The organism is Rhizobium sullae, from assembly GCF_025200715.1.
Taxonomy (GTDB): domain Bacteria; phylum Pseudomonadota; class Alphaproteobacteria; order Rhizobiales; family Rhizobiaceae; genus Rhizobium; species Rhizobium sullae.
Genome location: NZ_CP104146.1, coordinates 1 through 23,469 on the forward strand (window position 1 = coordinate 1; position 23,469 = coordinate 23,469).

The following is a 23,469-nucleotide window of genomic DNA, read 5'->3' on the forward strand; positions in this document are numbered from 1 at the left end:
ATGAAGACGAAAATCGAAACGAACGCAGCTGAATCATCTGCCGACAAAATCAGTAGGCAATCTCAGTTGCTTTCTGCGCAACTGCAATCGATTCGCGAACGTCTCTATGAGCCGGAGGCCGCAAAGACGCTGAAGACCTACACGTCTCGCGATGTTGCCTCCCTCCTCGGCATTGCTGAATCCACATTGCGGCAGATGTCGTTGGATGGCGAAAGTGCGATCCCCGATCGGCTGGAGAATGGACGGCGGATCTACACACTCCCACAGATTAACCAGATTCGCGCGCATCTCGCACGCCGGCGTCCGGCGGAAGCACTGGATTTTCTACCGCGCCGTCGCGAAGGAGACAAACTGCAGGTTATCGCTGTCGCAAACTTCAAAGGCGGTTCGGCGAAAACCACGACGACCGTGCATTTAGCGCACTATCTTGCCATTCAGGGATTGAGGGTCCTCGCAATTGATCTTGACCCACAGGCCTCGCTCTCGGCGATGTTCGGATATCAGCCTGAATTCGATGTCGATGAGAATGAGACTGTTTATGCGGCCATTCGTTACGACCAGCATCGGCGACCTATCCAGGAGGTCATCCGAAAGACCTATTTCGATGGGATCGATCTCATCCCGGCTAATCTTGAGCTCATGGAGTACGAACATGAGACACCCCAGGCCATCGCCGATGGACACGGTCGGGGTGACGGGATCTTTTTCAGGCGCTTAAGCGCAGTCATTGGAGAGGTGGAAGAAAACTACGATGTGGTTTTGATCGATGCCCCGCCACAGCTTGGCTATCTAACCCTTGGCGCCCTGTGTGCAGCCACCGCCCTCCTGATTACAATTCATCCTGCTATGATCGATGTGGCGAGCATGAACCAGTTCCTCGCTATGATGAGCGACTTGATGCATGTCATCGAGGAGCGGGGCGGTGTCCTCAGCCATGATTTCATCCGCTACGTGCTGACCCGGCACAACCCTAACGACAGTCCGCAAATCAACGTTGTTACTCTTCTCAGATCGTTGTTCAAGGATGACGTGCTTGCGCCCGCTGTAGTCGAGACTACAGCAATCGCCAGCGCGGGCCTGGAGAAGAAAAGCCTCTATGAAATGTCACGTGGAAGCGTTGGACGGGACACGCTCAATCGGGCCCTGGAATCTGTTGATGCGGTCAACGCCGAAATCTTTCACCACATTAAGCAGGTTTGGGGGAGATGATGACGAATCCTCGCGAACGAAACCAACGAATGAAAAGCCTCTTCGCCGGTGTGAACCCGGAAGATCTTGCGAAGCCGACGACGGCTTCGGTAGAGGACACAGACAGACGCCGCGTAGGATCGGCCGCTGTGAAGTCGATGGACCGTGCTTTCGTGTCGATTGAAGAAGAGAATAAGCGGCTTCACGATCAGCTGACTACGTCAGAGTCGATCGTCGAGCTCGATCCGGAGCGCGTGATCCCATCATTCGTCAACGACCGCTTGGACATTGAAGGTGACCGAAGCTTTCAGGCTTTCGTCGAGGGCATAAAGGAAGCTGGTCAGAAACTGCCGATTCTGGTGCGCCCCCTTGCCGACAGGCCGGGACACTACCAGGCCGCCTACGGGCATAGACGGCTTCGAGCATGCCAGATTCTAAAGCGTCCGGTGAAAGCGATCGTTCGCGCGCTGTCAGACGAAGAGCTCGTCATATCGCAAGGGATCGAGAATTCCGAACGCCTGAACCTGTCCTTTATCGAGCAAGCTCTCTTTGCGCTGGCGCTTAAGGCACGGGGTTACTCGCGGGAGGTAATTTCAGATGCTCTCGGGCGCAAGGAAGGCCAACGACTAGCCTACATCTCGATCCTCACGAACACCGCGTCGTTGTTGCCCGCTGATCTTGTTCGTTTAATTGGCCCTGCATCTGCAATCGGTCGTCCGAAATGGGAGAAACTGGGCTCCTTCATAAAAGATGGCCGGCTTTCCCGCGAGCAAAGCGAAGCCGTTGATGCCGTTGTTAGCTCTTCCGAGTGGGCTGGCAGCGATAGCGACCAGCGGTTCGGGTTGGTATTCGCCGCCCTGGATCAACCAGTAAAACGAGAACCAGATGTAACGGAGATTGAGGTAGCGGGCGGTCACGTGATCGTTGCGAGACGATCCGACACTGCGACCAAATTTTCTATTCCGGACAATCGGATTCCAGGGCTGTCGGCTTGGCTTGTTCAGAGACTGCCAGAACTAGTCGAGGAATTTCAGTCGACGCAGCGAGAGGGAGACCAGCAATGAAATGATGCAAGCGAAAAAAGGGCCGTCGACGCCAATCGACAGACCCTTGATTCATTAGCCAACGGAACGAATTCGAACCGCCGACATCAGCTCTAGCATTCTGATTCTAGGACGGTCCTGACGCTTAATCAAGTCTCTGTAACTCCAGGGATCGATTTTTTACGTCCTGCTTCTGCTTGGCTTCCCTAAAAACAACATTTGGAACTGTGGCTCTTTGGACCGCAGCGGGAAAGCTATGACCGAAATTACGTCCGTCGCGTCTTTCAGACGCATTACACCGGGCATCGTTGCCAGCGCAAGGCTTGCCATGGCGAATGATGTTCCTGACATTACAAAAGGTGAGATCGCCCTGCTGTTAAAACGGGCCGCACCTGTCCTCGGCATTGATGGAACAGCCTACCATGTCATGGATATCCTCCTTGGCCTATCGCGTGCGGATGATTGGAAAGGCGCAGGACGTCCGATCGTTGCGATCTCGAATGCAAAGCTTGCGGAATACACCATGCGATCTGAGCGAACGGTAATTCGTTGCATTCGGCGCCTGGTTGAAGTTGGTATTGCTGCCTATCGCGACAGTGCGACGGGCCGGCGGTTTGTGTACCGCGACAATCATGGTGACATGTCCGTTGGCTACGGCATCGATTTCACGCCTGCTCGGGTCCGAGCGGCGGAGATCAAGGCGGCCGTCGACCAGTACCAGCTCAAACTAAACCGAGAACTTGCAGCGAAAAGGGACATCTCTCGTCTTTCCCGCGCGATCGAAGATCTGGGGCGCGCCTTTCCAGAGAACAGTGCAGAATGGAGAGGCCGGGCAGCTCTGTTGCAGACATCAGGCGTAGATCTGGAGCTGCGCGCGGAAGAGTTTAGGGTGCTGCACGCCGAGATCGTAGTGGAGACAACTACTGATCGGTTCGAGCATAATCTGTCATGCGAGGGTGACATGAGTGTCACGCCTAATACTACTACAACCCATGAATCGACATATTCTTGTAATAACAACCGGACCCGCTCTAACGAGCGGGAACATCAAAACAATAGCGGCAGCTCTGCTGCCGAAAAGGCTTTCGAAATAAAGCCTGGGTCGGACAACGGAGCTAGGCAAGTACGCTTGGAGCCTGGGGAGCAACGCGACAGTGATACAGTGCAGGGCGAGATGCTGGCTTCTGTGTCCATCGGACTTTTGCAGGTGGCCTGCCGTGAAGCACAGGGCATGATTGGTATGCGTTTTGAAAACTGGTCGGCCTTGGGTCAGTCCGGGGAGATGTTGCGGCGAATGATCGGTCTCTCCGAGGCTGGATGGGCAGATGGGCGGTCAAAGGTAGGTCTATACGGCGCAAGCGCGATCTTGGCGACGGTTCTGGAAAAATCGATCCGTGATCCAGAGCAGATATCGAAGCCTGCCGGCTATTTCCGTGCCATGATAGATCGGGCAGTGGAGGGGAAGCTGAATCTCGAGCGGTCGTTGTTTGGATTGGCAGCCGGTTTTTACGGCGTATCGGGCGAGGCTGTTGAAAAGTAACAGCTGTTACTTTTCAAACGACGCGCCAAAAGCGCGAGACCAATCGCGCCTAGATGGTACGTCTCGAGGGTTTTCAGACGGATTTGCAAGCGGAAAGTAACAGCTGTTACTTTTAGGGGCAGGCAGGATTAGCAGCTAAGTTAGGTGTCGCATGTATCTTTGAAAAGGTCCGGTCCTCGCGCCGCTTCATGACCGCTACAATGCGATTGCTCTCACTTGCACGCCGGCGGCATCCATCTGGCAGATGGTGGTTGTTCTTGGACTCCGTTGGTACGGAGTAAGAGATTGCTCGTGTGACGACTGGGGCGCTGCGAATTGGCCCCACGGCGGCGACTACGGTCGGCCTGTGGCGGGTTCCCCGCCGCAAGACAGCCCGCCGCTTTTCGCAAAACTCGCCCCGCAAATGGCTCAGCATGCGCCGGGCCCGCTGATCTATCTCGAAGTTCAGCCTGTACGACAGAACGAGCCCTCTGCGAGGCCGGTGAACTATTTCTGCCTTTTGAGGAGATTGTGGAAACTTTAAGACATGCCCGTGTGATCTGTACGGCTTGCGTCGATCACGCTGCTGCAGTGTGACGGTGGGCGGGTCAAATTCAATCACCGGCGACTATTTGCGCCGCCTGACAAATCGCGCCAAAGAGGGGAAGTCCTCAACCTGGCGAAAGTCAGGGCATTGCTCCCGGCAAAGCTTGACGCCAGAGACCCACTGAGAAATCGGATGGCTGGTCGAATAGTGATGCCGAAGCCGCAGATCGCCTGCAGGGTTTCGCTGGTGAAGAGCCTGCACAGGACGAAATCGCAATGACGGTTCCGCCGTTACACGGCGACAAGCAAGGCTGGGTCGCTGGCGCTATCGATCAATCCCGATCGGCGGGCGCGGTCGATGAGGTTCTTCACAGAGGAGGGCGACCACTTGGAGCCGCCGCGGGGTGTGCGCTCGTGCAGCCGTTCGAGCCGGGCCGCGATCTCGCGCAGCTTCAGTTCCGGGTTCGACGAATGAATGCCGGCCACCAGCGTCATCAACCGATCTTCAGGCAGACGGGGAGGGGACTTTCGGAGCAAAGCCGGATCGGCCATGCGCTCCGCAACGAGCCACTTCACCGCGCGGCGAAGACGCTCGGGTGTCCAGTTAAGGCCGCGTTGTTTCAAGACGCGAGCAATGTCATCCCAGGTATGATCCGGCCGCATGCGCCGAACGGTTGGAAGCCACTGGTTTGCGGAAGCCTGGATACGATCCCCGTAGGCGGCTTTCTGCACCGCGGTCATCTTGGCCAGCGCCTCCGGACGTTTTTCGCGGATGCCGGGGTTGCCGGGCAGCTTGCCCTTGGATTTGGCTGCCTTGATGCCTGCCTTCGTTCGTTCGGATATCAGGGCGCGTTCGAGCTGCGCCACGGCGCCGAGCACCTGAAGCGAAAACATTCCCTGCGGCGTGGTCGTGTCGATGGGATCGCGGAGCGACCGAAAATGCGCTTTCTTCGCTGTCAGATCTTCGATCACTTCGAGCAGATGGCTGACGGATCGCGCCAGACGATCGAGCCGCACGACCAACAGTGTGTCGTCAGCGTTGATCTCCCGAAGCAGTTTGGACAGCGCTGGACGGGCGCTCGATGCGCCGGAACCGTGCTCCTGAACGATACTGTCACAGCCGGCCGAGCGGAGTTCGATCTCCTGCGCCTCCGTCGCCTGTTCATCCGTCGAAACGCGCGCATAGCCGATCAGGCGGCCCTGAGGCCGCCGAGGTGAGCGATTTTGAAGGTTTCGAGCCATTTGGAGCACCTTTTAGACCGGCGACTAGCCGTTTTTCCAAATGCAGAAGATACGGATAAACGATCGTTTGTAAACGTCTCTAGAGGTTTTTGTGCTGTCCTAGCAAGCCGGTAAGGAGCTGAAATCCATCACTTTCGGCAATTTTCGCGCGCCTGCCGATGCTGCTGTACAATCCCCAACGCCCGCCTGCTCATACAGTACGCGCGCGAGAAAAAGTGTCTCCTACGGTTGAAGTAAATGCTATATTCACTTCAGGATCATTAAAAAAGTTATGTGATTTCAATGTCTTATAAAATCGGTGATTTGCCTCTGACCACGCTTCTTCCGGCCCTGTCTAGGGCCGAGGATCAACTGGCGCGCCTCGATGAGATCGTTCGGCGGAGCACGATAGGTGAGGGGTATGCCAAGAGGGCACACTTCTCGGAAGCGGCCGCTAGTATGTGGGTTGCTGGCGAACTTGTCCATATCGAGGATCTGGTTCTCCACGATGCCAACATGGATGTACGCACCCCGACGCATGAAATTACTATTGCGCACTCAATCCTTCGGTCCCGGCGCAGCATCACGGAGCAAGGATCAGTTTGGGCGATCACCAAGGCCGGCATGGAGCACTTGGCCGGTCGACGGTCGTCCACGATGCGCCGAACCGGTGCTGGGGAGAATGATCAAAGTCACACGCTGTCGTCATCCCCGGCGGACATTGAGGACGGGTTCGCCACGGAGATGGCCGAAATAGACGCTGTTCTTACCCGATCGACACGTACGCTTCTGCGGATAGACGAGGAAGCGAAATCGGATCCTGTCGTCGTCGGAGAGCTTTTCATCCGCGACCCGGATTGGGACGAAGACGACAGGCTGTCGAAATGGAGCTCGAGTTTGCGGGAGGTCGAAGCCCTCCCTGCAACACTTGCGGCAGCAATCCTATGGGACGCATGGGAAAACCTGGAACCACTGCAAAGGCAACACTGGTTAGGCGGGCAGTTGGTGAATTCTTACCTGCGGTCGCGGGGCAAAGTGACGTCACATCTGTTTTGTTTGAATGTTGGCCTGAAATCCATTCCTCGCGAGATGCGGCGCTCGCGGAACAGGACATCGCGTTTGGTCGCCGGCCTGGCTGCCATGGGTATCGCCTCGGAAGTTGGGATCAAAGAAGTCATAAGGCTCGGCCAAGCGCGGGAGCAACTACAGCGGAAGCTAAGAAACAAGCGGTCGTCCAGCAGCCTGCCCGCCCTTGTCGATCTTCTCATCGCCAGCCCAGTCGTGTCCTCGTCGATGATTGTGAAGAGTTTGAAGATTAGCCATCGCGGCGCGCTCGATCTCGTCAGCGAGCTAGGTGTCCGGGAATTGACCGGCCGCGGGAGCTACCGCGTATGGGGGATTCTGTAGACGCGGGAGAACAAACTGCCGCGTCAATCGATGCCGGCTTTGCAATGCAGGGCGCCCCAAAAAATAAAGTGTCGCGCTAAGCTTAGCAGGTCACGAGGAGAGGGTGTTATCGGGCGTATCCGCGTTCGATACAACAATCCCGATTTCTGAACCAGGCCCGACGAAACGTGAGCTCCCCATCGCCAATGGCCTGAGCGATATTTGCAGATTGCTCAACTCCGCGACCACCTCTGGTCCGAAGGCGGAAAATAGGTTGATTAGTTCGTCTTGGCGAGGCTGGCCGAAGGCCAGTCGATATGTCGCCAGAGATTTCTTCAAATTCTCGAAGCGCTCAACCTCCCTGCTAAACGGGGGAATAAGAACAACGCGCTCAATTTTGTTGTCGCCGGGGAAGAGCCAGTAGGGGACGATATCGCCAGGGCGACCTTGCGCGATTTCATGCTTCCGAGCGTCCTCGAACATGCGCTCCCATGGTGCGACAAGCGCATCGGTGCAGATCGCAGAATCACCAAGCTTGGCAGCGATATTGCGGCGGACCGCGTGATTTTTGAAGCGGTGAACCCGGCCTTCGCGCTGTTCAATATCGACGGGATTACGGGGCAGATTCCAATGAACAACCCGGGAACAGTAAGGGTGGAAATCCAAACCCTCCTGGCCGATCGAGGTTGACGCCAGGACAAACGGACGGAAAGGCGACTTGAACGCGGCTTGCACGAGCGTCGTACGGCGAATGCCTTTTTCATCCTCGGCTTTTGTCGCAAACCGCATCGCAAATCGCGCACGCACCTCGAAGGTCTTATCGTGCAAGCGCGAGCGTCCAGCTGTCCAGTGATCCAGCGTTATCTGAGCTGGTCTCAATGCGACGACTTCGACAACCTTATTGGCGATGAGAGCCGCGCGTTTTTCGGCGTCCAATTCGGTAGCGTGTTCAGCGTCAATCACGAGTTGGAGGTATTCATCCAAGACAGCTGCCAAGTCGTGTCTCGCTGCATGCGCATTGATTTGGCGCCAGTAGTTCAGGGGCGATGTTTCTCCCAACAACGCCCTGCTCTCGGGTTGATTATACAAACTCCGAAATCCGAGAGCGATCACCATCGCTGCCCCGATAAGGGCAGGGTCGTTCAGAGGTAGCTCCGGGCACAGGCGGCCCAACGCGCGAAGTGCGCAGGTCGCGGGGGATCCAAGGGCAAATTCTGCGAGCTTGCCGTAAGTATCTTTGACGTCTGAATCGTCAGGATGATCTTCGGCTTCGACTGCGTTTCCGATTACCTCAATGGCGCGCGCCATTGCCCCGTGCTCATCATGGCCTTCGTGCTCGATAGCACCGACCCTTCCCCAGTCCACGCCCTCTCCCAATTCTTCCTCAAGTGTGAGCGGCAGGAGCCGATCGGATCGCTTGGTCAGGGGTAATAGTCGGCTCGCGTCGATACGCTCGGTGAGCACTTCAACAGCCTGGAGGTGCAGGTCATCATATCTTGAAGCACGTCCAAACCGGCGTTCCAATGCTAGCGGGTCAACCCACGCCGCCAGAGTAGGGGAGGGGCACAGCATTGGCATCATCTCCTCGATGCCAATCGGGCGGCTGGTGCGGCTGACGAGATCGCTTGTCATGCCCATGCGACGGCTTGCTTCATGCGACAGAAGCGCAGCGATCGCGTCCGGCACCATCGACCAGTCTGAAAATATCAGCGACTTCGTGGCCGGGACCTGCTCTCCGTATGATGGCCGAGAGGGCGGAAGCCACAATGCGCGATCGAGTCCGTGTTCGAAGGCCGTGTCGGCTACCACGCGCATCCTCGCGTTTCTCAGCGGGATTTCTCCATAACTCTCAACCTGCTCCTTGCTAATGAGGAACGGAGCTGCAGCCTTGATTGCGCTGCGCAGTTCGCTGGAGGGCTGTAGTTTGAGCGTCTGCAGTTTCTGGCGAAGTTTGTATTCACGCATGAAATTGAGCAGATATGGCGATGACTTCCAATACTCGACGATACCCGGCGCGCCGACGATGGCCGCCACGTGGGCAATAGCCTTCGCTTCCTTGAGATCCTCCGTCTCGATCGTCAGCTCTGGCTTGCTTTCCTTGACCAGAGCGTTTCGGTCGTCGGTGGAATCCACGCGTTCGGTCCGGGCGATCACCTTGGCCAGAATGTGCTGGACACGGTCACGCCGGAAACGGGCGTGAACCCTCATCTCGGGCATAGCCTGCAGCGCACGGCGGAAACCTTTAAGCTCCCGTTCAAGTTCTCTAATCCGCACCTCACCATCTTCTTCCCCGAACAGGAAGCGCATGGTACGCAAGAAATCACCGTAGTGATCGCCCTCTTCCGGATCGTCACTATTCAATGTCAGCATGCGGTATGGTGTAGCTGATAGCAGCAACAGGCGCGCTTTCGAGCCATCAGTGCCAGAGTAGGAAAAGAGAGCACGCGCGAGCTCCGCTGCGGCTGCCTTTTCGGGCGCCGACTGCTCATCGTGCTCGTGCAGCAGGTCGGCAAACCGCTGAAATTCGTCAAGGATGATCAAATCTGGACTTAAGGCATCAACGCAAATCCGAGCCAGGATACGGCGCAACTCCCCGATCATGACAGCCGGCCGCTGATCGGGAGGATAAACTGGCTTCTTTTTGCTCCTAGCCAATTCCGAGGCGGCACGAATTCGCACAATGAATTCGTCTCCGACAGCCACGTTGAAATTCTTGGCGATTTCTTCAGAGATTTTCTGGCCACGCATCCAGTCCGTCCAGCCTGGCCAGTTTTCGGCATCGACACCGCCGCGGAAAACCCGCTGTATGCCCTTGTGTCGAATGCCGATCCTCTTCCTCAGCATCTCGTAAATGAGTGCGCGTTCCTTTGCGGTACCGAGCGATGACTTCAGATCGAGTGCGGTTCCTGGGGTGAGACTGATCAGATTTATGGGTCGGGAGGCAATTCCGCCGTCCTGCTCGATTTCCAGTGGCAGCAAGGTGAGGCGGGTGTTCAACGGTTTTGCCGCCGAACCGATGACGTTGAGCGACTTGATGTTCTGCTCGGCGATCGCCTGGTTTGAGCAAATGTAGACGACGTCGATACGATCAACCTTGCCGGTCAGCTCTTCAATCGCCTTTGCAATGACACCTCGGGCCACCATGGTCTTGCCAAGACCAACCTCATCGGCCACGAGAAACTGCCTCGTCGTCCGCGGGTCGGTGAAAAGACGCCGAAACACATAGTCGACCGTGGCGCGCTGAAAGGGCTTGAGCAGCTTCAGATGCTCGTCTGCTTGATAGGTCATTTTCGGGTGCCCTTGGTCGTCGCGAGCGGCGCAAAGCTGGCCCACAACTTTAGAAAATCTTCGGGGACGATGCTCTTGCCCGTGTCGGGGTCTTTGAGGTGTTCAATAAGCTGATCGACCTCGGCAAGCTCGTCACCAGCGAGCGCAAGAGCTCGTACCATTGGCTCCAGCAGCGCGTTTCCACCTTGAGCAAGGCGTCGAAGCCACTGACCTTCGCCTGCCTTATCGCTCTCCAGGAAACTGCCTTCACCCAAACTTCCGAGAAGCATACTCAGATAGCGGAAAAAGTTCTCGACATTGGCTATGTGCGCCCGCAGCACTGCAGCGTCCCGTCCGTCGGGCAGGCCAATGAGCCGGGCGCCCAGAGTGAATGCAATCGATACACCCGTTTCCTCGTCCCGGAGCCGCATCCCCAGCCAACGTGTGACATCGCTCAATGGAACAGTGCTGACAGCCATCCTCGGGGCTGTGCCACAGAGCAGCGGCGCTACGTCGTAGCCCTGTTCATTCGCAACCGTGATCGGCCGAATGAAACATTTCACGCCAGCTGGAATTTCGATTGGCGCTGTGTTGCCCGCAACGGCCAGTTCGAGGCCAACGCCTTCAGGCAATTGTGTACAGTGGAGATCGAACGGCAGGGCTGAGATCTTGGTGCGTAATTTCTCGAGGACCTTTTCAGCAAGCGCAGCAGCGTCCTGTTCGACTGGCGCAGACGGCACGTAGGGCGTCAGAAGGCGCTGAAATCCCTCCGAGAATAGTGTGTCTGCAATGGAACCCATGCGGCTTTTGGGACCATCAAGGGTCGCCATGACTTCCACGTTTTGCGTGCGACCGCCGTGGGCAGGCACCAGTGCGGCGGTCGTTGCGTTGGCAGAGCCAAGGTGGATGTGCAGACGTGAGCCCCGTTCGACGATGTACGCCTTGGCATGCAGACCTTCGAGATCGGTGGCCTCGCGGTCGTCACTATCTTCTTCCTCATGTCGTGTCGCCCTGTCATCCAGGGTCTGTATCTCAAAATGCTTGCGAATGTCAGGCTTGATGCAGTCTAGCTCCTCAGCGCGAGCGACAAGCTGACAGGCGGAGGGTTGGTCGTAACCCTGGGAGAGGCGCTCAAGCGCGGCACCGCTGACGAAAGGCGACAGGATGGCAAGGCGATCACCCTTTTGCGGAGACCATGCGCTTGAATTCAGGCCATTGACTGCGAAGCTAACCTTGGTAGCCCCTGCGGGGAGATCTTCCCAGGTGCAGCGCTCAAGGTCGCGCAATAATGATGGAAGAAATTTTGGCGCGGTCGGACGAGTGGCCGAATTTGCCAGGCCCGGAAGAGCACGAAGAAGCTGCACAATGGGTCCATTGTCATCATTGACATGTTCTTGAACCTTACCATCGAGGCAAAGAGCCAAATCCCAACATCTGTCATTCGTCAGATTTCTGGAAAGAACCGCAAGCCGCATGCGCGTAGGCTGCCCCTCGCGCTCGGGTTTGAAACGAATGCACCACAGTTTGGGATGGAAAGCACCGCCGCCTGGAGCCGAAACCTCGATGATCGTCTTCTCATAGAGTGCCATCAGCCGTGCTGCATTCGGGTGAGCCTCCTTAATGCGGCCCCGATCACAGTAAATGGCCATTTTGCCGGCTATTCGCTCTACGCTTTGCAGCAAAGCCAGAGGGCTTCGCAACATCTCGTCGCGGTTTTCGGCATCTCGAAAAACGATCGTTATTGGAATGGTGAGGGCAGTTTCGAAGTCGAGAGAGTAGGTCGTCGCGACGGCGTTGTCGAACTGGTATTGATCGGGCGCCCGCATGAGTGCCGTGTAAAGCTGACGATTTTCAGGGTGAAAGGCGGGTTCAGCTGGCATCGGCGAGTTCTCCAAGGTAGTTTTTGGAAATTCCCCATCTGAAATCGAGACGGGCGTCGCCGGAGGCGCCCGACCACCTTTCCAGTGGTGCATCATGCAAAAGCCGCGCCTTTAACCGCTTGAGGCTTTGTTCTCGAAGCTTCAAGAGGTCGATGGCGGAACTGTTGGTTTCCAAGTGCCTTGCCCCCTCTCGCGCTATCGATATCCATGCTCGGATAAAATCTCGCGATGCTTTCGTTAGAGTGTGGCTGGTCGTTCCAATCAGGCTAAAGAGATCGTCAAGGTCCCAGCTGTTCAATTCGAGGAAAACGAGCTTCGTCTTCCAATCGTCGAGACGCGAGCGGTAATGCTCTATCAGCGCCGGTGCATCAGCGTGCTTCTTTGCGTTCGGTCGTTCAGCGGCACGCAGCGCTAGCAAGAGATTGTAGAGCAAGCTTGCACCATACATCACGCCGGAGAATCTCTCCGCGTGGCGCAATAGCGCGCGATTGGACTTTGAGATGGTGCTCTCGCTCACCTGCCATGGCCAATCCTGGCTGAAGGACTTTCCCGCCCCAGCCAGTTCATTCAGCAGGCTCGGCTTCGCGTTACTGGCGATGCGGTCGCGCAGAAAGTCCGCTTCCTTCAGCGTCAGAGCGAATGTTGCCTCCTCAAACAGATTTGCAGGCGCCTTCGGCAGGCTTGATGACCAAAGCTTCAGGTCGTGATCCTTGAAAATTTCAGGACCATAAGACAGGAAGGTTGCCTGCGAACCCATCATGGTGCGGATGCCAAGACTGTTCAGACCCGCCCAGTACACGCTTGAGGCAAGCCGCTTGAGGTCTCGGCCCGCATCACGGCCGATTACGCCGATAGTCTCGCCGCCGCGAAGCAACGCTTCGCTCAGCCGAAATTCAAGATCGCGCGCAATATTTGTCCGTTCTGCTTGCGACGCCTTGCGGCTTTGCGCCTCGCAATAGGTCCACGGAATGAACAGCATATAGCGTAGCCGTGTCTGGATGGTGCTGGTCCCGGGAAAAAGAAGATCGGCAAGGCCATCGCGCACGGTTCCTAAACCCAGCTCGTCGCGAGCTTCTGGTTGTTTGAAGAGGTCGATGAGCGTTTGAGCGCGTCGACGTTCCTCTGGGTCGAAATCAATCCAAGCAAGGTAGGACATGTGCATCCGTCTGGGCAGTGAGTTAAAATCGGCGGCTCGCTCCTGCGGCGGTGTTGTCACCGCTAAGAAACCAGCCGAAGAGGCAATCCGCAGGCTGCGGTGATCTCGTCGTCAGTATGGCGGCAGAGGCGCCTTTGCGCGATTAACGGCGATTACGGTCGCGCTCGTCATCAGCACGATCAGACCCAGCTCGGCACCTGTCATTTCGAGATAGGCATGAACCTGGCCCCGGTACTGGTCCAGTGTCTTTGCATCTGGGTTCACATCGCTTTTCCAGTCGACCACCACGACAGGGCGACCTTCGTGGTTGACCGTAAGAGCATCCGCGATGCCTGCCGTTGCGACAATTTCATTGTCCTCTGCACGGAGGGCATAAACGGGGAACTCGGCAAGCAGACTTGACCGCAGGGGCGCGATTTCCGCCAGCACCAGCGTCCGGCTGACGCAGCCGGCCAGCTCTTCCGGGACGAGTCCGGCGGCCGAATCAGTGACCGGAACCTTGCCGAGCGCGCGGATATGTTCCTCGGCGCGTGTGGCGAGCGCCGCGGGCGCGTCGTCGGTTTCGCCGGTCAAGACCTCTTCCATCAGCTTATGCAGGATAAGCCCGCGCTCGCGGCCACCCTGCGGGGAGGCGGGTGTTTCGAGCTCGGTCGGCGCACCTTGGTCTGATCCGCTCCAGATATCCGGTTCCTCTTTCTGCAGTATCGTCCCGGCTGCATTCTCGTCGCGGCTTGGAGCAAGCCACGTCAAGCGCGTTTGCCGATCTGCGATCCCGCCGGCCTCGGCGGCGAAAGCCTCGCGTGTCTGGCCGTTGCTCGGGCCGCCGCCAACCACAACGGCATCTGGCGGCAGGTGCGACGTGTCCAGCGCGGCGAGCGCTGCGATCGACAAGTCCACGAGACTGATCCACGCCGATTTCGAAGGCGTCACGTCGAGCCGCGGAAGAACCAGTAACTCCCGGGCACGCGTCGCGGCGACATACCAGAGACGGACGCGTTCACGGTCGAGCTCGTCCTTTTCTGCCTGCCGCGCGATATCATAGCCGGAAGGTGGGACCCCGAGAATTGGGCAGTAGAACGTATCGTTCTGCCGGTCGATCACCGCGCTGTCCGGCGGCATCACACCGGTCATTGTGTTGATGGGAATGACGATCGGCCATTCGAGGCCCTTGGCCGCGTGCATGGTGAAGAGCGCGACGGCTTCTTCCTGAGCGTCAGGCCGGCCCTCGACGGCGCGGGCCTCGTCGGTCCAAGCCGCGGTCATCGCCTCGGAGAATGCCCGCAAGCCGCGGACCGCATAGTTCGTCGACAGACTGAGATAAAGATCGACATTGGCGAGCGCGCGTTCGGCCTGACCGCGGTGTCGTTCGAGGAGGATAGGACGCACGCGCAATACATCTATGGCCTGCGAAAGAAGCGCGTGTGGTGTTGTGCCGTTGCTGCGCCGATGAAGCGCCTGCAGCTTTTGAAGCACGTCGCGAGCTACAAGATGACCGATAGCCGCCGGATCGACGCCAAGATCGAGACGAGGAATCCGGTTGGGTTCGTCTTCCGAGCGTGGCAAGGTCCAACTGATGTCCAGAAGCTCTTCTTCACTGAGCCCGACAAGTGGGCCGCGCAATAGCGCACCCAATGCCAAGGTGTCACGGCGATCTGCCAGCACGCGGGTCAGCGCAATGAGATCCTGAATCTCCTGCCGGCGGAAAAGGCCCTTGCCAGCCTGCGTCGCCACCGGAATGCCCCGCCGCTCCAGCGCTTCTTCATAGCGCCACAGGTCGGCGCCGGTCGGGGCGAGGAGAGCGATATCGCCAGGCTGACAAAGCCGGTCCTCGCCACTTTTTCGGTCGAAAATGTGGTGGCTGCCGATCAAGCGGGCGCAGAGTTCGGCCACGGCGTCGGCTTCCGCGTCACGTTGCTGCTCGGCACTGGCCTTGCCATCTGCGTCCGCGACGGCAATGTCGAGGGCGGCGACGCAAAGGCCTTCGCCGCGATCGTTGTGGAAAGGGTCGAGCGCCGTGAAGCCGGGCTGTCCATCCGCTGACAGGATCGCCTCGAAGCGCTCGTTGACGAATGTGAGGATCGAGGCGCAGGAGCGGAAATTCGTCGAGATTGAAACCAGGCCGTCTGCATCCTGTGCCGCGAAGGCGGCGCGCGCCTGGACATATGCCCCGACATCTGCGCCGCGAAAGCGATAAATGGCTTGCTTCGGGTCGCCAACAACGAAGAGCGCGCCGGGGCGAATACGAAAGTTTGTCCAATCCTGCGCCTCGTCTGCAGGATCGCCGCACAGGCGCCAGAAGATTTCCGCCTGCAGGGGGTCTGTATCCTGAAACTCATCGACGAGAACGCGGGCGTAACGCTGTCCAAGCGCCTGCCGTACCGCCTCGTGGTCCCGGAGCAGATCGCGGGCAGCGTATATGAGGTCATCGAAATCGAGCTGGGCGCTGGCGCGCTTGTGCTCTCGGTAGCGTTCCAAGATTGGTCGTGCCTCATCCATCAGCGTCGCGAGCACCTGGCCGGACGCGGCCTGTAGAAGCGCGGTCCAGGCGGCGCAGCACGCATCAAACAGGCTCTCTGCTGCATCATTCAGCCGGTCGCCGTCGGCCTTGGAAAGCCCTGCTTGCTTCGCCGCGGCCACCCATTTTCCCTTCTTGCGATAAGATGAAAAGCCGCCAGCCTTGGTGCACAGATCGGGATGGGGGCGTGACACTAACAGTCCAATGAGACCTGCAGGCGTTGATGCATCAGCTGAAGTTGGCAAGCGCATGGCCATTTCGGAAAAGCGAGCCGCGTAGACCTCGGTCTCCGGCTCGGTGACGCCGGCTGCCCGCATGAAGTCAGAGAGGCTATCGGCCGTTTGGCGAAATGCCTGCAAGTGCTGGGCAAGTGCTGTTGCCGCTGGCGCGACGAGGCTCCTGCGCCGGCGCAATGCTTCGGCGATCTTATGCATGAGCGCCACGGTCTCGCCAGGACTGTGCAACACCATTTCGGCGAGGATCCCACTCTGATTGCCCGACAAGCGTTCTCGCAGCCAGTCATCGACAATTTCGAGAAAGGTGAGATCCGCCTGGTTGCGGTCCATGACGGTTGCACCGGGATCGATATCCGCCTCGGCAGGGTAAGGCTTGATTAGACGCTGACAGAACCCGTGGATGGTCGAGCAGGTGATCTCGTCCATGGCCGTGCTCGCGACGATGAGGTTATCGCGCTGCGCTTGCGACAGACCGTTCGGCAACCCGACGCGGAGTTCGGGCGTAATGCGATCTGCGGCGAGATCAGTGACGAAGTCCCGCACGCGGGAAAGAAGTTCGCTCGCGGCGAGTTCCGTGAACGTGACTGCGGCAATAGCACGCGGTGCAACACCCTGCGCCAGCATGACCGCGATGCGCCCTGCCATGACCGCGGTCTTGCCCGAACCCGCGCCGGCCTCAACCAGAATCGACCGGTCGTGTCCGCTGATGGCATCGCGCCGGGCGTCATCATCCTTGAGAATTCTTTGCATGGTATTCATTATTCCGCCTCCCAGACCTGAGCGACTTCGCCAAGCCGCTCGGTCGCGGCGGATTGCTTGCGTTTGCAGTAGGTGGCGCTGGCATTGGCCGGCAGAGCGAAAGCGAGATCGTCATAATCGCTGCCCGTATCCGGACCTGGCAAAGCGGCGCCACTCGCGAACGCACCTCGCGCCGCCCGCAGATGCTGGATGATTTCCGTCAGCGTGGCTTCTGGATCATTGAGCTGAAGGTCGATCGCTTCGCGCGGATAAAGCAGTGATGCGCTGATCGCGACATGATCGCCCAACAGCGCCTTTACCGCGAAAGCGTAGAGGCAGCGCTGGAGTTCGCGTCCGCCATTCAGCCGAATTTCGCCTTTGGGAGGCTTTCCAGTCTTATAGTCGCGAACAAGCGCGCGGCTTCCGTCGCCGGCAATATCGAGCCGATCGATGTAGCCGGCGATGCAAAACCCAGTGTCTGGAATTGCCACGGGCAAGGTCGCATCCCAAGGTAGCTCTGCCGTCGACTTGGGTTCTGACCCACCGAAGGGCACTTCGCCATAGGAACGGCTGCCCGGCAGATGCACGTCGCCATAGGCAAGCGCCTGACCAGCCAGAAGGCGCACGTCAGCAAGTGTTCGGCCCCATATGACATTGGGGGGAACGGGGCGTTCGCTTTCCCAGTCGACCGCGACCTCGTCCACAGCCTCGGCCACGGCTCTTTCGATGGCGGGCGCATTGGCGGAGGCCAACCCTCCGGCCGTTTCGAGCGTCCGCAAGGCACGATCAAGCACCAGGTGAGTGAGATCGCCCGCCGCGAGCGCATCAAGCACGAGAGGCTCGGCGCTACTTTGCGGCGCCTTCCAGCCGAAGGCATAGCGCCAGAGATAGCCGAGCGGGCTGCGCAGCAGGGTTTTCAGCGAACTGGCCGATTGCGTCCGCGCGAGGATCGCAAGAATGAGCGGATGATCAGGCCGGACCAGGCCATCATGAGGCGTGATGCCGCCCGTGCGCCAGTCCCGCCAGCAGCTGCGGGCGGCGATCGCCTGTGGTTTAGCGGCAAATTCCTGCGGCCGAGCCATCAGTCGGTCAGTTTCGCTGAAGGCATGGTCGGGTGTTGCATTGCGGCGCAGATAGGTTTCATCGCCGTAGGCGGCAAACAACGGGCTGCGGCCGAGCAAACGGCCGTCGCTGTCACGACGGGCGCGGGAGAGGACGACCTCACCGGAGGTGGTCGCAATGATCGTTTCGAAATCCCTGCGATCGGCGAGGCTGACGGGAAGAGGGTCAAGGTCGGCAGTCGGAATAATGTGATCTGGGATCAGCCTGTCTTCAGAAATGGCGCGCGGCCACCGCGAAGAGTTGAGTCCGATCAGCCGAACGAACCGCCGGGGCGATGCGGCAAGCGCGCTTGCCGGCATCCAGGCGACCGAGACGCAGGCCTCCAGCCCGTCGTCCTGCTTCAATGTATCAAGCGTGACATCCATGGACGTCGCAGGCCCAGCAAGCAGCGCCTTGCGCCAGATGGACCACGCCCGACCTTTGAGGAAGGCCTCGCCTATCTCCCGCGCGGCATCTGGTCCTTTTGCCAATTTCTCGACCACTGCGCACAGCGACGGCACGTGGTCCGTGCCATCGGGCCAGTCCTCCGGCCTGAGGCGCGAAAGCAGACGGTTCCACGCGGCCGATGTTGACAAAGGCGCGTCGCTCGGCAGGACTCGCAGCCACCCGTCGGGAAGTCCAGACAGCGGCGCCGATTCTCGACATAGCGAAGCCAAGCGGCGCAGACGCGATTGGGTGAGCCCTCGCACGACGATGTCGGCAAGTGCCGCGGCCGCCTGTCCCTCACGTGTCGCGACGACCCGGACGCCGTGGACGAAATGCAGGTCGAAATTGGCGTCGGCGCGCAGCGCCAGGAAGTGGTCGTCATAATCGGCCGGTGAAGCAGTCGCGATGGCGATTTCGGAGGGAGAGATGCCCGAGGCGAGCAAGGCACGCGCCCAGCGCATCGCCTCGATGGCTTCGTGGTAGGCGGTCGCGCAACTGATGGAACGGACCGCCGGCTCTTCGATCCTGCCTTGGGCGACGGTGACGCCGCAATCGCCGAGCCAGGCTGGAACGGAGCGCGGGCCGGACGTCCATCGCACCGGAATGCGCTCTGCAAGCTGCTTGACCAGCGGACGCCAGCACGGAGACAGTTCCGTCAGACCGACGATTTCGAGGTCGCCGAAAATCGCCGGTGCGTGAGCAATTCGGCTGCTTGCAACGGCAACAATATCGACGGGGCGCATCATTCCTTCCGGAAGTTGCGCGAGCACCGCAGCCTCCAGCCCAGCGATGGCGCCGAGGCGTGGATGGTCGCCTGCCCGTGCTGCGAGATCGATGCCTGCGCGCCAAGCCTTGTGCAGCGTGTCCGCCGCCGCGCCAATCATGCCCGGCAGCATCTTGATGCTTTCGAGTTCGCCCATGGGGGTATCGGGGAGAACCGTCTGGATTGCCACGCGTAGGCTTTCCTCATCGATCGGCCGGGCGAAACCACCGGCAAGCCGCACAGCCGCCTGTTCAAAAGACATGATCTGGAGGCCGTGGCGACAGCCGCGGGCCGCCGCAAGCCGGGCTTCCCGCATAGCGAGGCGGCCATGGACGACAAGTGTTGACCGGCTTGCGGTGGTCATGAATGTTTCCCTTCCTGGCCGGATCCCGTTTTGGGTTGTTCCCGGTTGGCTTCGCTGTGCTGCCGGACCGCGCGGCCGCCCGATTTTCAGGCCGCACGGTCCTTCTTACGAGTTACAAGCAACGGTTTGAAAGTACACTTTGGCGCGAAATGCTTGCGCCACAATGTAACTCACAGGTTTATTGCTTAGGTGCTGATCTCGACTTTGTACAAAATCGGTTGTGATTTCGGGCGCTGCTGAGCAGCTCGGGTGAATCAATTCGCCGCAGGTTTCGGCCTTGCACCTTTCGTTTGGTCGGATTCGAACGGATGGATGAGCGAACAACAACATGATCGTAGCAGTGAGCCGGGAGACGCGGTCCCCCACATCCTTCGCCAATGGCTGTCGCCATTTCGTTTCTGGTTTACCGCGCCGAGTTGGGAGCATCTGCTGGTCCTGGTGATGGGTGCGCTCCTTTCGCCTGGCAAGCGAACTGTGACGGCCTGCTTGCGGATTACCGGTCGTGCGGAGGCAAGCAATTTTGCCGCCTATCATCAACTCCTAAACCGCGCCCGCTGGAACCCCCGCCTGTTGGCGGCCCGCCTGCTATCCATCATCGTTGCCAGGTTCGTGCGCGTTGGCCCCGTCGTGATCGGGATGGACGATACAATCGAACGGCGTTGGGGCCAACGCATCGCCGCTCGTGGCATTTATCGTGACCCGGTGCGCTCAAGCCACGGGCACTTCGTCAAGGCAAGCGGCCTGCGCTGGTTGAGCTTCATGGTCCTTTCCCCTGTCCCATGGGCCAAATGCATCAAAGCCCTGCCCGTGTTGACGATCCTGTGCCCCTCTGAGCGTCATGATCAGAAGAAGGGCCGAAAGCACAAGCTGCTGACGGATTGGGCAAGGCAAGGCGTCTTGCAGCTTTGCCGCTGGCTGCCGGACCGCGAAATCATCTTTGTCGGCGATAGCAGCTTTGCCGTTCATACACTGGCTGCGGCTCTGCCCGGCACGGCCACTCTCATCACGCGGTTGCGTCTGGATGCCAGTCTCTTTGCTCCACCGGATCAGAGGCACGAACATTCTCTGGGGCGACCGGCGCAAAAAGGCAGGCCATTGCCGAAACTGAAAACGCTCCTCAAAGACACGAAGACCGAGTGGCAACGCATCGTCGCATCCTCTTGGTACGGCAAGCAAACCGACAAAACCCTTGATGTCACCTCAGGAACCGGCCTCTGGTATCGGCGTGGAACGCCCCCGAGACCAATTCGCTGGGTTCTCGTTCGAGACCCGTCAGGCCGTCGTGAACCCCAGGCGTTCATGAGCACCAACGTCAACCTTGAGCCCGCTCAGATCATTGCCTACTTCGTTCGGCGCTGGCAGATCGAGGTCACCTTCGCCGAAACCCGTGCGCATCTTGGCGTGGAAACCCAACGGCAGTGGAACGACAAAGCCATCATGCGCACGACACCGTCGCTGCTGGCGCTCTACAGTCTCGTGACACTCTGGGCATGCGAAATGCTTGGCCGAGGCGCTCTTCCCTATGCTGCAGCATGGTACAAGAAAACAGAGTTCACCTTCTCCGATGCCATCGGCGCGGTTCGCATGGTCCTGTGGGGCCAGGACATTTATCGACAGTACCCGCCAGACCCGGACGTTCCTCAAATTCAACCAAACCGACTCAAGCGCATGACACAAGCCCTTTGCTTCGCCGCATAATGTACAAAGTCGAGCTGATATCCACGCCCAAATCCGTTGCCAGATGCTGCGCTGGGGCTTTGCCGGAGCGGGATGGGCAGGAGGTTCGACCTTTGTCGGCTGGCCGTAGAAACGCTCCTTGGCGGCGCGATCGCGCCGACGCTCGGCTTCGATCTGCTCGTCACTCCACGGGCCTGCTTCGATCACCTTGCTTCGATCGATCACATAATGTGACCTGCACTTCAGCGTCCAATTGCCAATCGACGGACGAAGGGAGATGGTTTCGCCGTCGAATGTCATCTTCCAGTCCGTCGGTGTGAAGGGAACGATCACCTCCTCGCCGCAGCCGCAGCAACAACTATGGGCTGACGTCGCATAGTCCATCGAAACATAAAGGACACCGGCCTCAAGGCGTTCGGGGATGTGCTCGACGAAACGATGCTCAAGTCGTTGGTGCCGCATCATGCGAGGTCTCCGTTGATCAGCATATTGCCGTCGGTTGTGTAGGTGCAGTGGTGTTCCTGCTCGAGATCGCGATAGAAGCCGCAGATCTTCTTCCACTTCACCACCGCAAGAACGGCATTGAGTGCGTTGAGGTCCGCCACCTGGATGTTGGAGGCGTAGATGCCCTTGGCGCCTCCGCCCACAAATGAAATGCGCTGCGGCACGTGATCCCGCTTCTCGGGTGTGCTGGCGGTCACCCGCAGGATGCCGCCAAGCGACCCTTCGTCGAGCTCAAGCCCCATCCCGACATCGACGAACCCCGCTCCGATCGCCTCGAGCTTCGCCATGATCGACCGCTTCGCGTCACCCGCGTCAAGGGACAGGAACGCAAAGGTCACACCGTCGAGAAGGTGAAGGTTGTCAGCGTTCAGATCGACATCGTTCGCGACGATATTGCGGTGCATGCGGCTATAAATGCGCTTCAGATAATCGACCTTCCTGGGCGCTTCCCGGAGTTCGTCCAGGCTCGGAGCACCTGGCGCCCGAAACGCATTGTGAGTCAGAAATTCATCGCTGTCGAAGATCCGGATTTCGCAAACCGGTGTTTTCGCGACGAGGTCAAGAATGTACCCGCCAGTACCGCCGAGCCCGATGATAGCGATGCGCTCGCCGACGAGCCGTCCGGTCAACGCGCCGATACCAACGCGGTCGGAGGCAGTCTCGACATAGTTGAAGACACTCTCTTCCTCCTGTTCGGGCTCGCGAAAGGTGCGTGCGGTCGAACCGGGTTTCAGCACTGCCGCAGGGCCCGCGATGATGTTCGCGTAGCTCGTCATTTTGTGGTGGTAGTCCGAATAGCCGCCTTCCGGCTTGCTCGAGAAGGCGTGCGTCGCCTTCAGGCCATGACCAAGGTTGAAGGTGCCGCTCGCGTGCGAAATACCTTGAATTCGAGCGCCATTAGCATGGCATGGGAAATCGCCGTCCCAGTGAACGACATGCGTGTCGGGCGTACGGGTTTGATCGCCCGCGAGCGTGAGGCTGGAGATCAAGGTGCCGATACGCAGCTGTCGGCGCTCGTCGACATAAGGAATCTCGCGCATAGCGAGATAGCCGCCCTGCTGCTGGACGAAGTAGCCTTCGTCCAGCAGGCGCTTGAGGTCTGGATTACGATTGAACAGTGCGCGTGACATTAAATACCGTACCCTTCTTCTTGACATCGACAGAACCGCCGGCTGCGAGTTCTCCGGCATGGGGGGCCGACGCCGCATGCCGATAAGTCATCGAGAAGACGACATTCGGCTCGTGCTGACCCGGAAAGGCGAGCTGGACGACCTGCTCGAACGTCACCGTCCGAGCGTCCACCGTGCGGCGGCGCGAATTGACGATGATTTCAAAGGTCACTGGCGGCTTGGGCGCGGTGATGAAACGCTCGATGCCCGCGACCGTCAGGTCGATCAGCTCGCTCTGTTCGATCAAGCGATCTTCACCGCCCGGAACTTCGAGGAATACCGCCTCGTTGTCTCCCGGCTTTGCCAGTCCATAAAGGACAGCACCGCTGATGACGGGCTTGCCCCAGCGCATTTCGTCGTCGTTGAGGGTGAGCTTGAATTCGCGATCCGACTGGAAAGCAATGAAACGCTCGGCCCCGCGCTCGCGCAGGTCAAAGGGTTCGTTCAAGCGTACATCCTCGAATTCGCCCGACGGCAAGATCGCAAAGAGGCTGTAGCCATGCCGAGGATCGAGAGATGCGGCCTCCAGCACCTGGCGGCCGAGCGGCACGGGATCGCGCACATGACGCTGCTGAAAATCGAGATCACCGTGAGCGAGGAGAAAGCGATACTCCCGCGCCGGACGAAGGGCCCTGCCTTCGCGCAGGGCGTCTCCGACATCGTCATATTCAAGAAGTTCTTTTGTAGTCATAGATAGGGTCCTTATGTTTTCGCCGTGGCGACGCCGCGGCTCTAAGGATCCAATCGGA

Annotated in this window: 13 protein-coding genes and 1 pseudogene; 5 read left to right on the forward strand and 9 right to left on the reverse strand. The window is 58.9% G+C overall.

Translation table 11 applies throughout. From position 1 onward, the window contains the following. The 3 genes from repA (at position 1) to repC (ending at position 3,771) form a co-directional block, all read left to right on the forward strand. Positions 1 to 1,209 carry a plasmid partitioning protein RepA gene (gene repA / locus N2599_RS36430; RefSeq protein ID WP_027513408.1) on the forward strand — a complete coding sequence of 403 codons (1,209 nt, stop codon included), beginning with the start codon at positions 1 to 3 and terminating at the stop codon, positions 1,207 to 1,209. 29 nt (positions 1,210 to 1,238) lie between these two features. Further along, positions 1,239 to 2,252, forward strand: coding sequence for a plasmid partitioning protein RepB (gene repB / locus N2599_RS36435; protein ID WP_245209323.1), 1,014 nt, complete (start codon positions 1,239 to 1,241; stop codon positions 2,250 to 2,252). 235 nt (positions 2,253 to 2,487) lie between these two features. Continuing rightward, on the forward strand, positions 2,488 to 3,771 hold the full coding sequence (gene repC / locus N2599_RS36440; RefSeq protein WP_027513410.1) for a plasmid replication protein RepC: 1,284 nt from the start codon (positions 2,488 to 2,490) through the stop codon (positions 3,769 to 3,771). Between the two features lie 816 nt (positions 3,772 to 4,587). Here the strand turns inward: repC and N2599_RS36445 are convergent. Next, positions 4,588 to 5,538: a recombinase family protein gene (locus N2599_RS36445; RefSeq protein WP_027513411.1), complete on the reverse strand. Its 951-nt coding sequence runs from the start codon at positions 5,536 to 5,538 to the stop codon at positions 4,588 to 4,590. A gap of 282 nt (positions 5,539 to 5,820) precedes the next feature. On the opposite strand from N2599_RS36445, the gene N2599_RS36450 reads away from it, so the two are divergent. Continuing rightward, complete coding sequence (locus tag N2599_RS36450) at positions 5,821 to 6,924, forward strand: RHE_PE00001 family protein (RefSeq protein WP_027513412.1); 1,104 nt, start codon at positions 5,821 to 5,823, stop codon at positions 6,922 to 6,924. Positions 6,925 to 7,014: 90 nt separating this feature from the next. Here N2599_RS36450 and N2599_RS36455 read toward each other — a convergent pair whose 3' ends face one another. From N2599_RS36455 to N2599_RS36475, 5 genes are all read right to left on the reverse strand, one after another. Beyond that, positions 7,015 to 10,191, reverse strand: coding sequence for a helicase-related protein (locus N2599_RS36455; protein ID WP_084606703.1), 3,177 nt, complete (start codon positions 10,189 to 10,191; stop codon positions 7,015 to 7,017). Continuing rightward, positions 10,188 to 12,050, reverse strand: coding sequence for a phospholipase D family protein (locus N2599_RS36460; protein WP_027513413.1), 1,863 nt, complete (start codon positions 12,048 to 12,050; stop codon positions 10,188 to 10,190). The genes N2599_RS36455 and N2599_RS36460 overlap by 4 nt, the downstream gene beginning before the upstream one ends. Next, positions 12,040 to 13,206: a DUF6361 family protein gene (locus tag N2599_RS36465; protein WP_027513414.1), complete on the reverse strand. Its 1,167-nt coding sequence runs from the start codon at positions 13,204 to 13,206 to the stop codon at positions 12,040 to 12,042. The genes N2599_RS36460 and N2599_RS36465 overlap by 11 nt, the downstream gene beginning before the upstream one ends. Before the next feature lie 111 nt (positions 13,207 to 13,317). Next, the gene (locus tag N2599_RS36470; RefSeq protein ID WP_037143942.1) at positions 13,318 to 16,716 is read right to left on the reverse strand and encodes a UvrD-helicase domain-containing protein; all 3,399 of its coding nucleotides are present in this window, start codon (positions 16,714 to 16,716) and stop codon (positions 13,318 to 13,320) included. Then, positions 16,716 to 19,370: a PD-(D/E)XK nuclease family protein gene (locus N2599_RS36475; RefSeq protein WP_027513416.1), complete on the reverse strand. Its 2,655-nt coding sequence runs from the start codon at positions 19,368 to 19,370 to the stop codon at positions 16,716 to 16,718. Before N2599_RS36475 ends, N2599_RS36470 begins: the two co-directional genes overlap by 1 nt. A gap of 312 nt (positions 19,371 to 19,682) precedes the next feature. On the opposite strand from N2599_RS36475, the gene N2599_RS36480 reads away from it, so the two are divergent. Further along, positions 19,683 to 21,068 (forward strand): IS701 family transposase, encoded by a 1,386-nt coding sequence (locus N2599_RS36480; RefSeq protein WP_260308677.1) that lies wholly within the window; start codon positions 19,683 to 19,685, stop codon positions 21,066 to 21,068. A gap of 9 nt (positions 21,069 to 21,077) precedes the next feature. On the opposite strand, the pseudogene N2599_RS36485 reads toward N2599_RS36480, so the two are convergent. The 3 genes and pseudogenes from N2599_RS36485 to N2599_RS36495 all read right to left on the reverse strand — a co-directional run. After that, positions 21,078 to 21,512, reverse strand: a pseudogene (locus N2599_RS36485) (ubiquitination-like system serine protease family protein); the annotation flags it as partial. Next, positions 21,509 to 22,681 (reverse strand): ThiF family adenylyltransferase, encoded by a 1,173-nt coding sequence (locus N2599_RS36490; RefSeq protein ID WP_027512923.1) that lies wholly within the window; start codon positions 22,679 to 22,681, stop codon positions 21,509 to 21,511. The gene N2599_RS36490 and the pseudogene N2599_RS36485, both read right to left, overlap by 4 nt. Further along, a complete protein-coding gene (locus N2599_RS36495; protein ID WP_027512924.1) occupies positions 22,656 to 23,411 on the reverse strand; it encodes a multiubiquitin domain-containing protein in 756 nt (251 codons plus the stop codon). Before N2599_RS36495 ends, N2599_RS36490 begins: the two co-directional genes overlap by 26 nt. Positions 23,412 to 23,469: the final 58 nt, after the last annotated feature.

What these genes read in the sequence shown, in the direction of transcription:
- repB (WP_245209323.1), top strand. Translation starts at nt 1,239, where the DNA reads ATGAAAAGCCTCTTCGCCGGTGTGAACCCGGAAGATCTTGCGAAGCCG.
- N2599_RS36480 (WP_260308677.1), top strand. Translation starts at nt 19,683, where the DNA reads ATGAGCGAACAACAACATGATCGTAGCAGTGAGCCGGGAGACGCGGTC.
- N2599_RS36455 (WP_084606703.1), bottom strand. Translation starts at nt 10,191, where the DNA reads ATGACCTATCAAGCAGACGAGCATCTGAAGCTGCTCAAGCCCTTTCAG.
- N2599_RS36460 (WP_027513413.1), bottom strand. Translation starts at nt 12,050, where the DNA reads ATGCCAGCTGAACCCGCCTTTCACCCTGAAAATCGTCAGCTTTACACG.
- repC (WP_027513410.1), top strand. Translation starts at nt 2,488, where the DNA reads ATGACCGAAATTACGTCCGTCGCGTCTTTCAGACGCATTACACCGGGC.
- N2599_RS36490 (WP_027512923.1), bottom strand. Translation starts at nt 22,681, where the DNA reads ATGTCACGCGCACTGTTCAATCGTAATCCAGACCTCAAGCGCCTGCTG.
- N2599_RS36495 (WP_027512924.1), bottom strand. Translation starts at nt 23,411, where the DNA reads ATGACTACAAAAGAACTTCTTGAATATGACGATGTCGGAGACGCCCTG.
- N2599_RS36445 (WP_027513411.1), bottom strand. Translation starts at nt 5,538, where the DNA reads ATGGCTCGAAACCTTCAAAATCGCTCACCTCGGCGGCCTCAGGGCCGC.
- N2599_RS36465 (WP_027513414.1), bottom strand. Translation starts at nt 13,206, where the DNA reads ATGTCCTACCTTGCTTGGATTGATTTCGACCCAGAGGAACGTCGACGC.
- repA (WP_027513408.1), top strand. Translation starts at nt 1, where the DNA reads ATGAAGACGAAAATCGAAACGAACGCAGCTGAATCATCTGCCGACAAA.
- N2599_RS36470 (WP_037143942.1), bottom strand. Translation starts at nt 16,716, where the DNA reads ATGAATACCATGCAAAGAATTCTCAAGGATGATGACGCCCGGCGCGAT.
- N2599_RS36450 (WP_027513412.1), top strand. Translation starts at nt 5,821, where the DNA reads ATGTCTTATAAAATCGGTGATTTGCCTCTGACCACGCTTCTTCCGGCC.
- N2599_RS36475 (WP_027513416.1), bottom strand. Translation starts at nt 19,370, where the DNA reads ATGACCACCGCAAGCCGGTCAACACTTGTCGTCCATGGCCGCCTCGCT.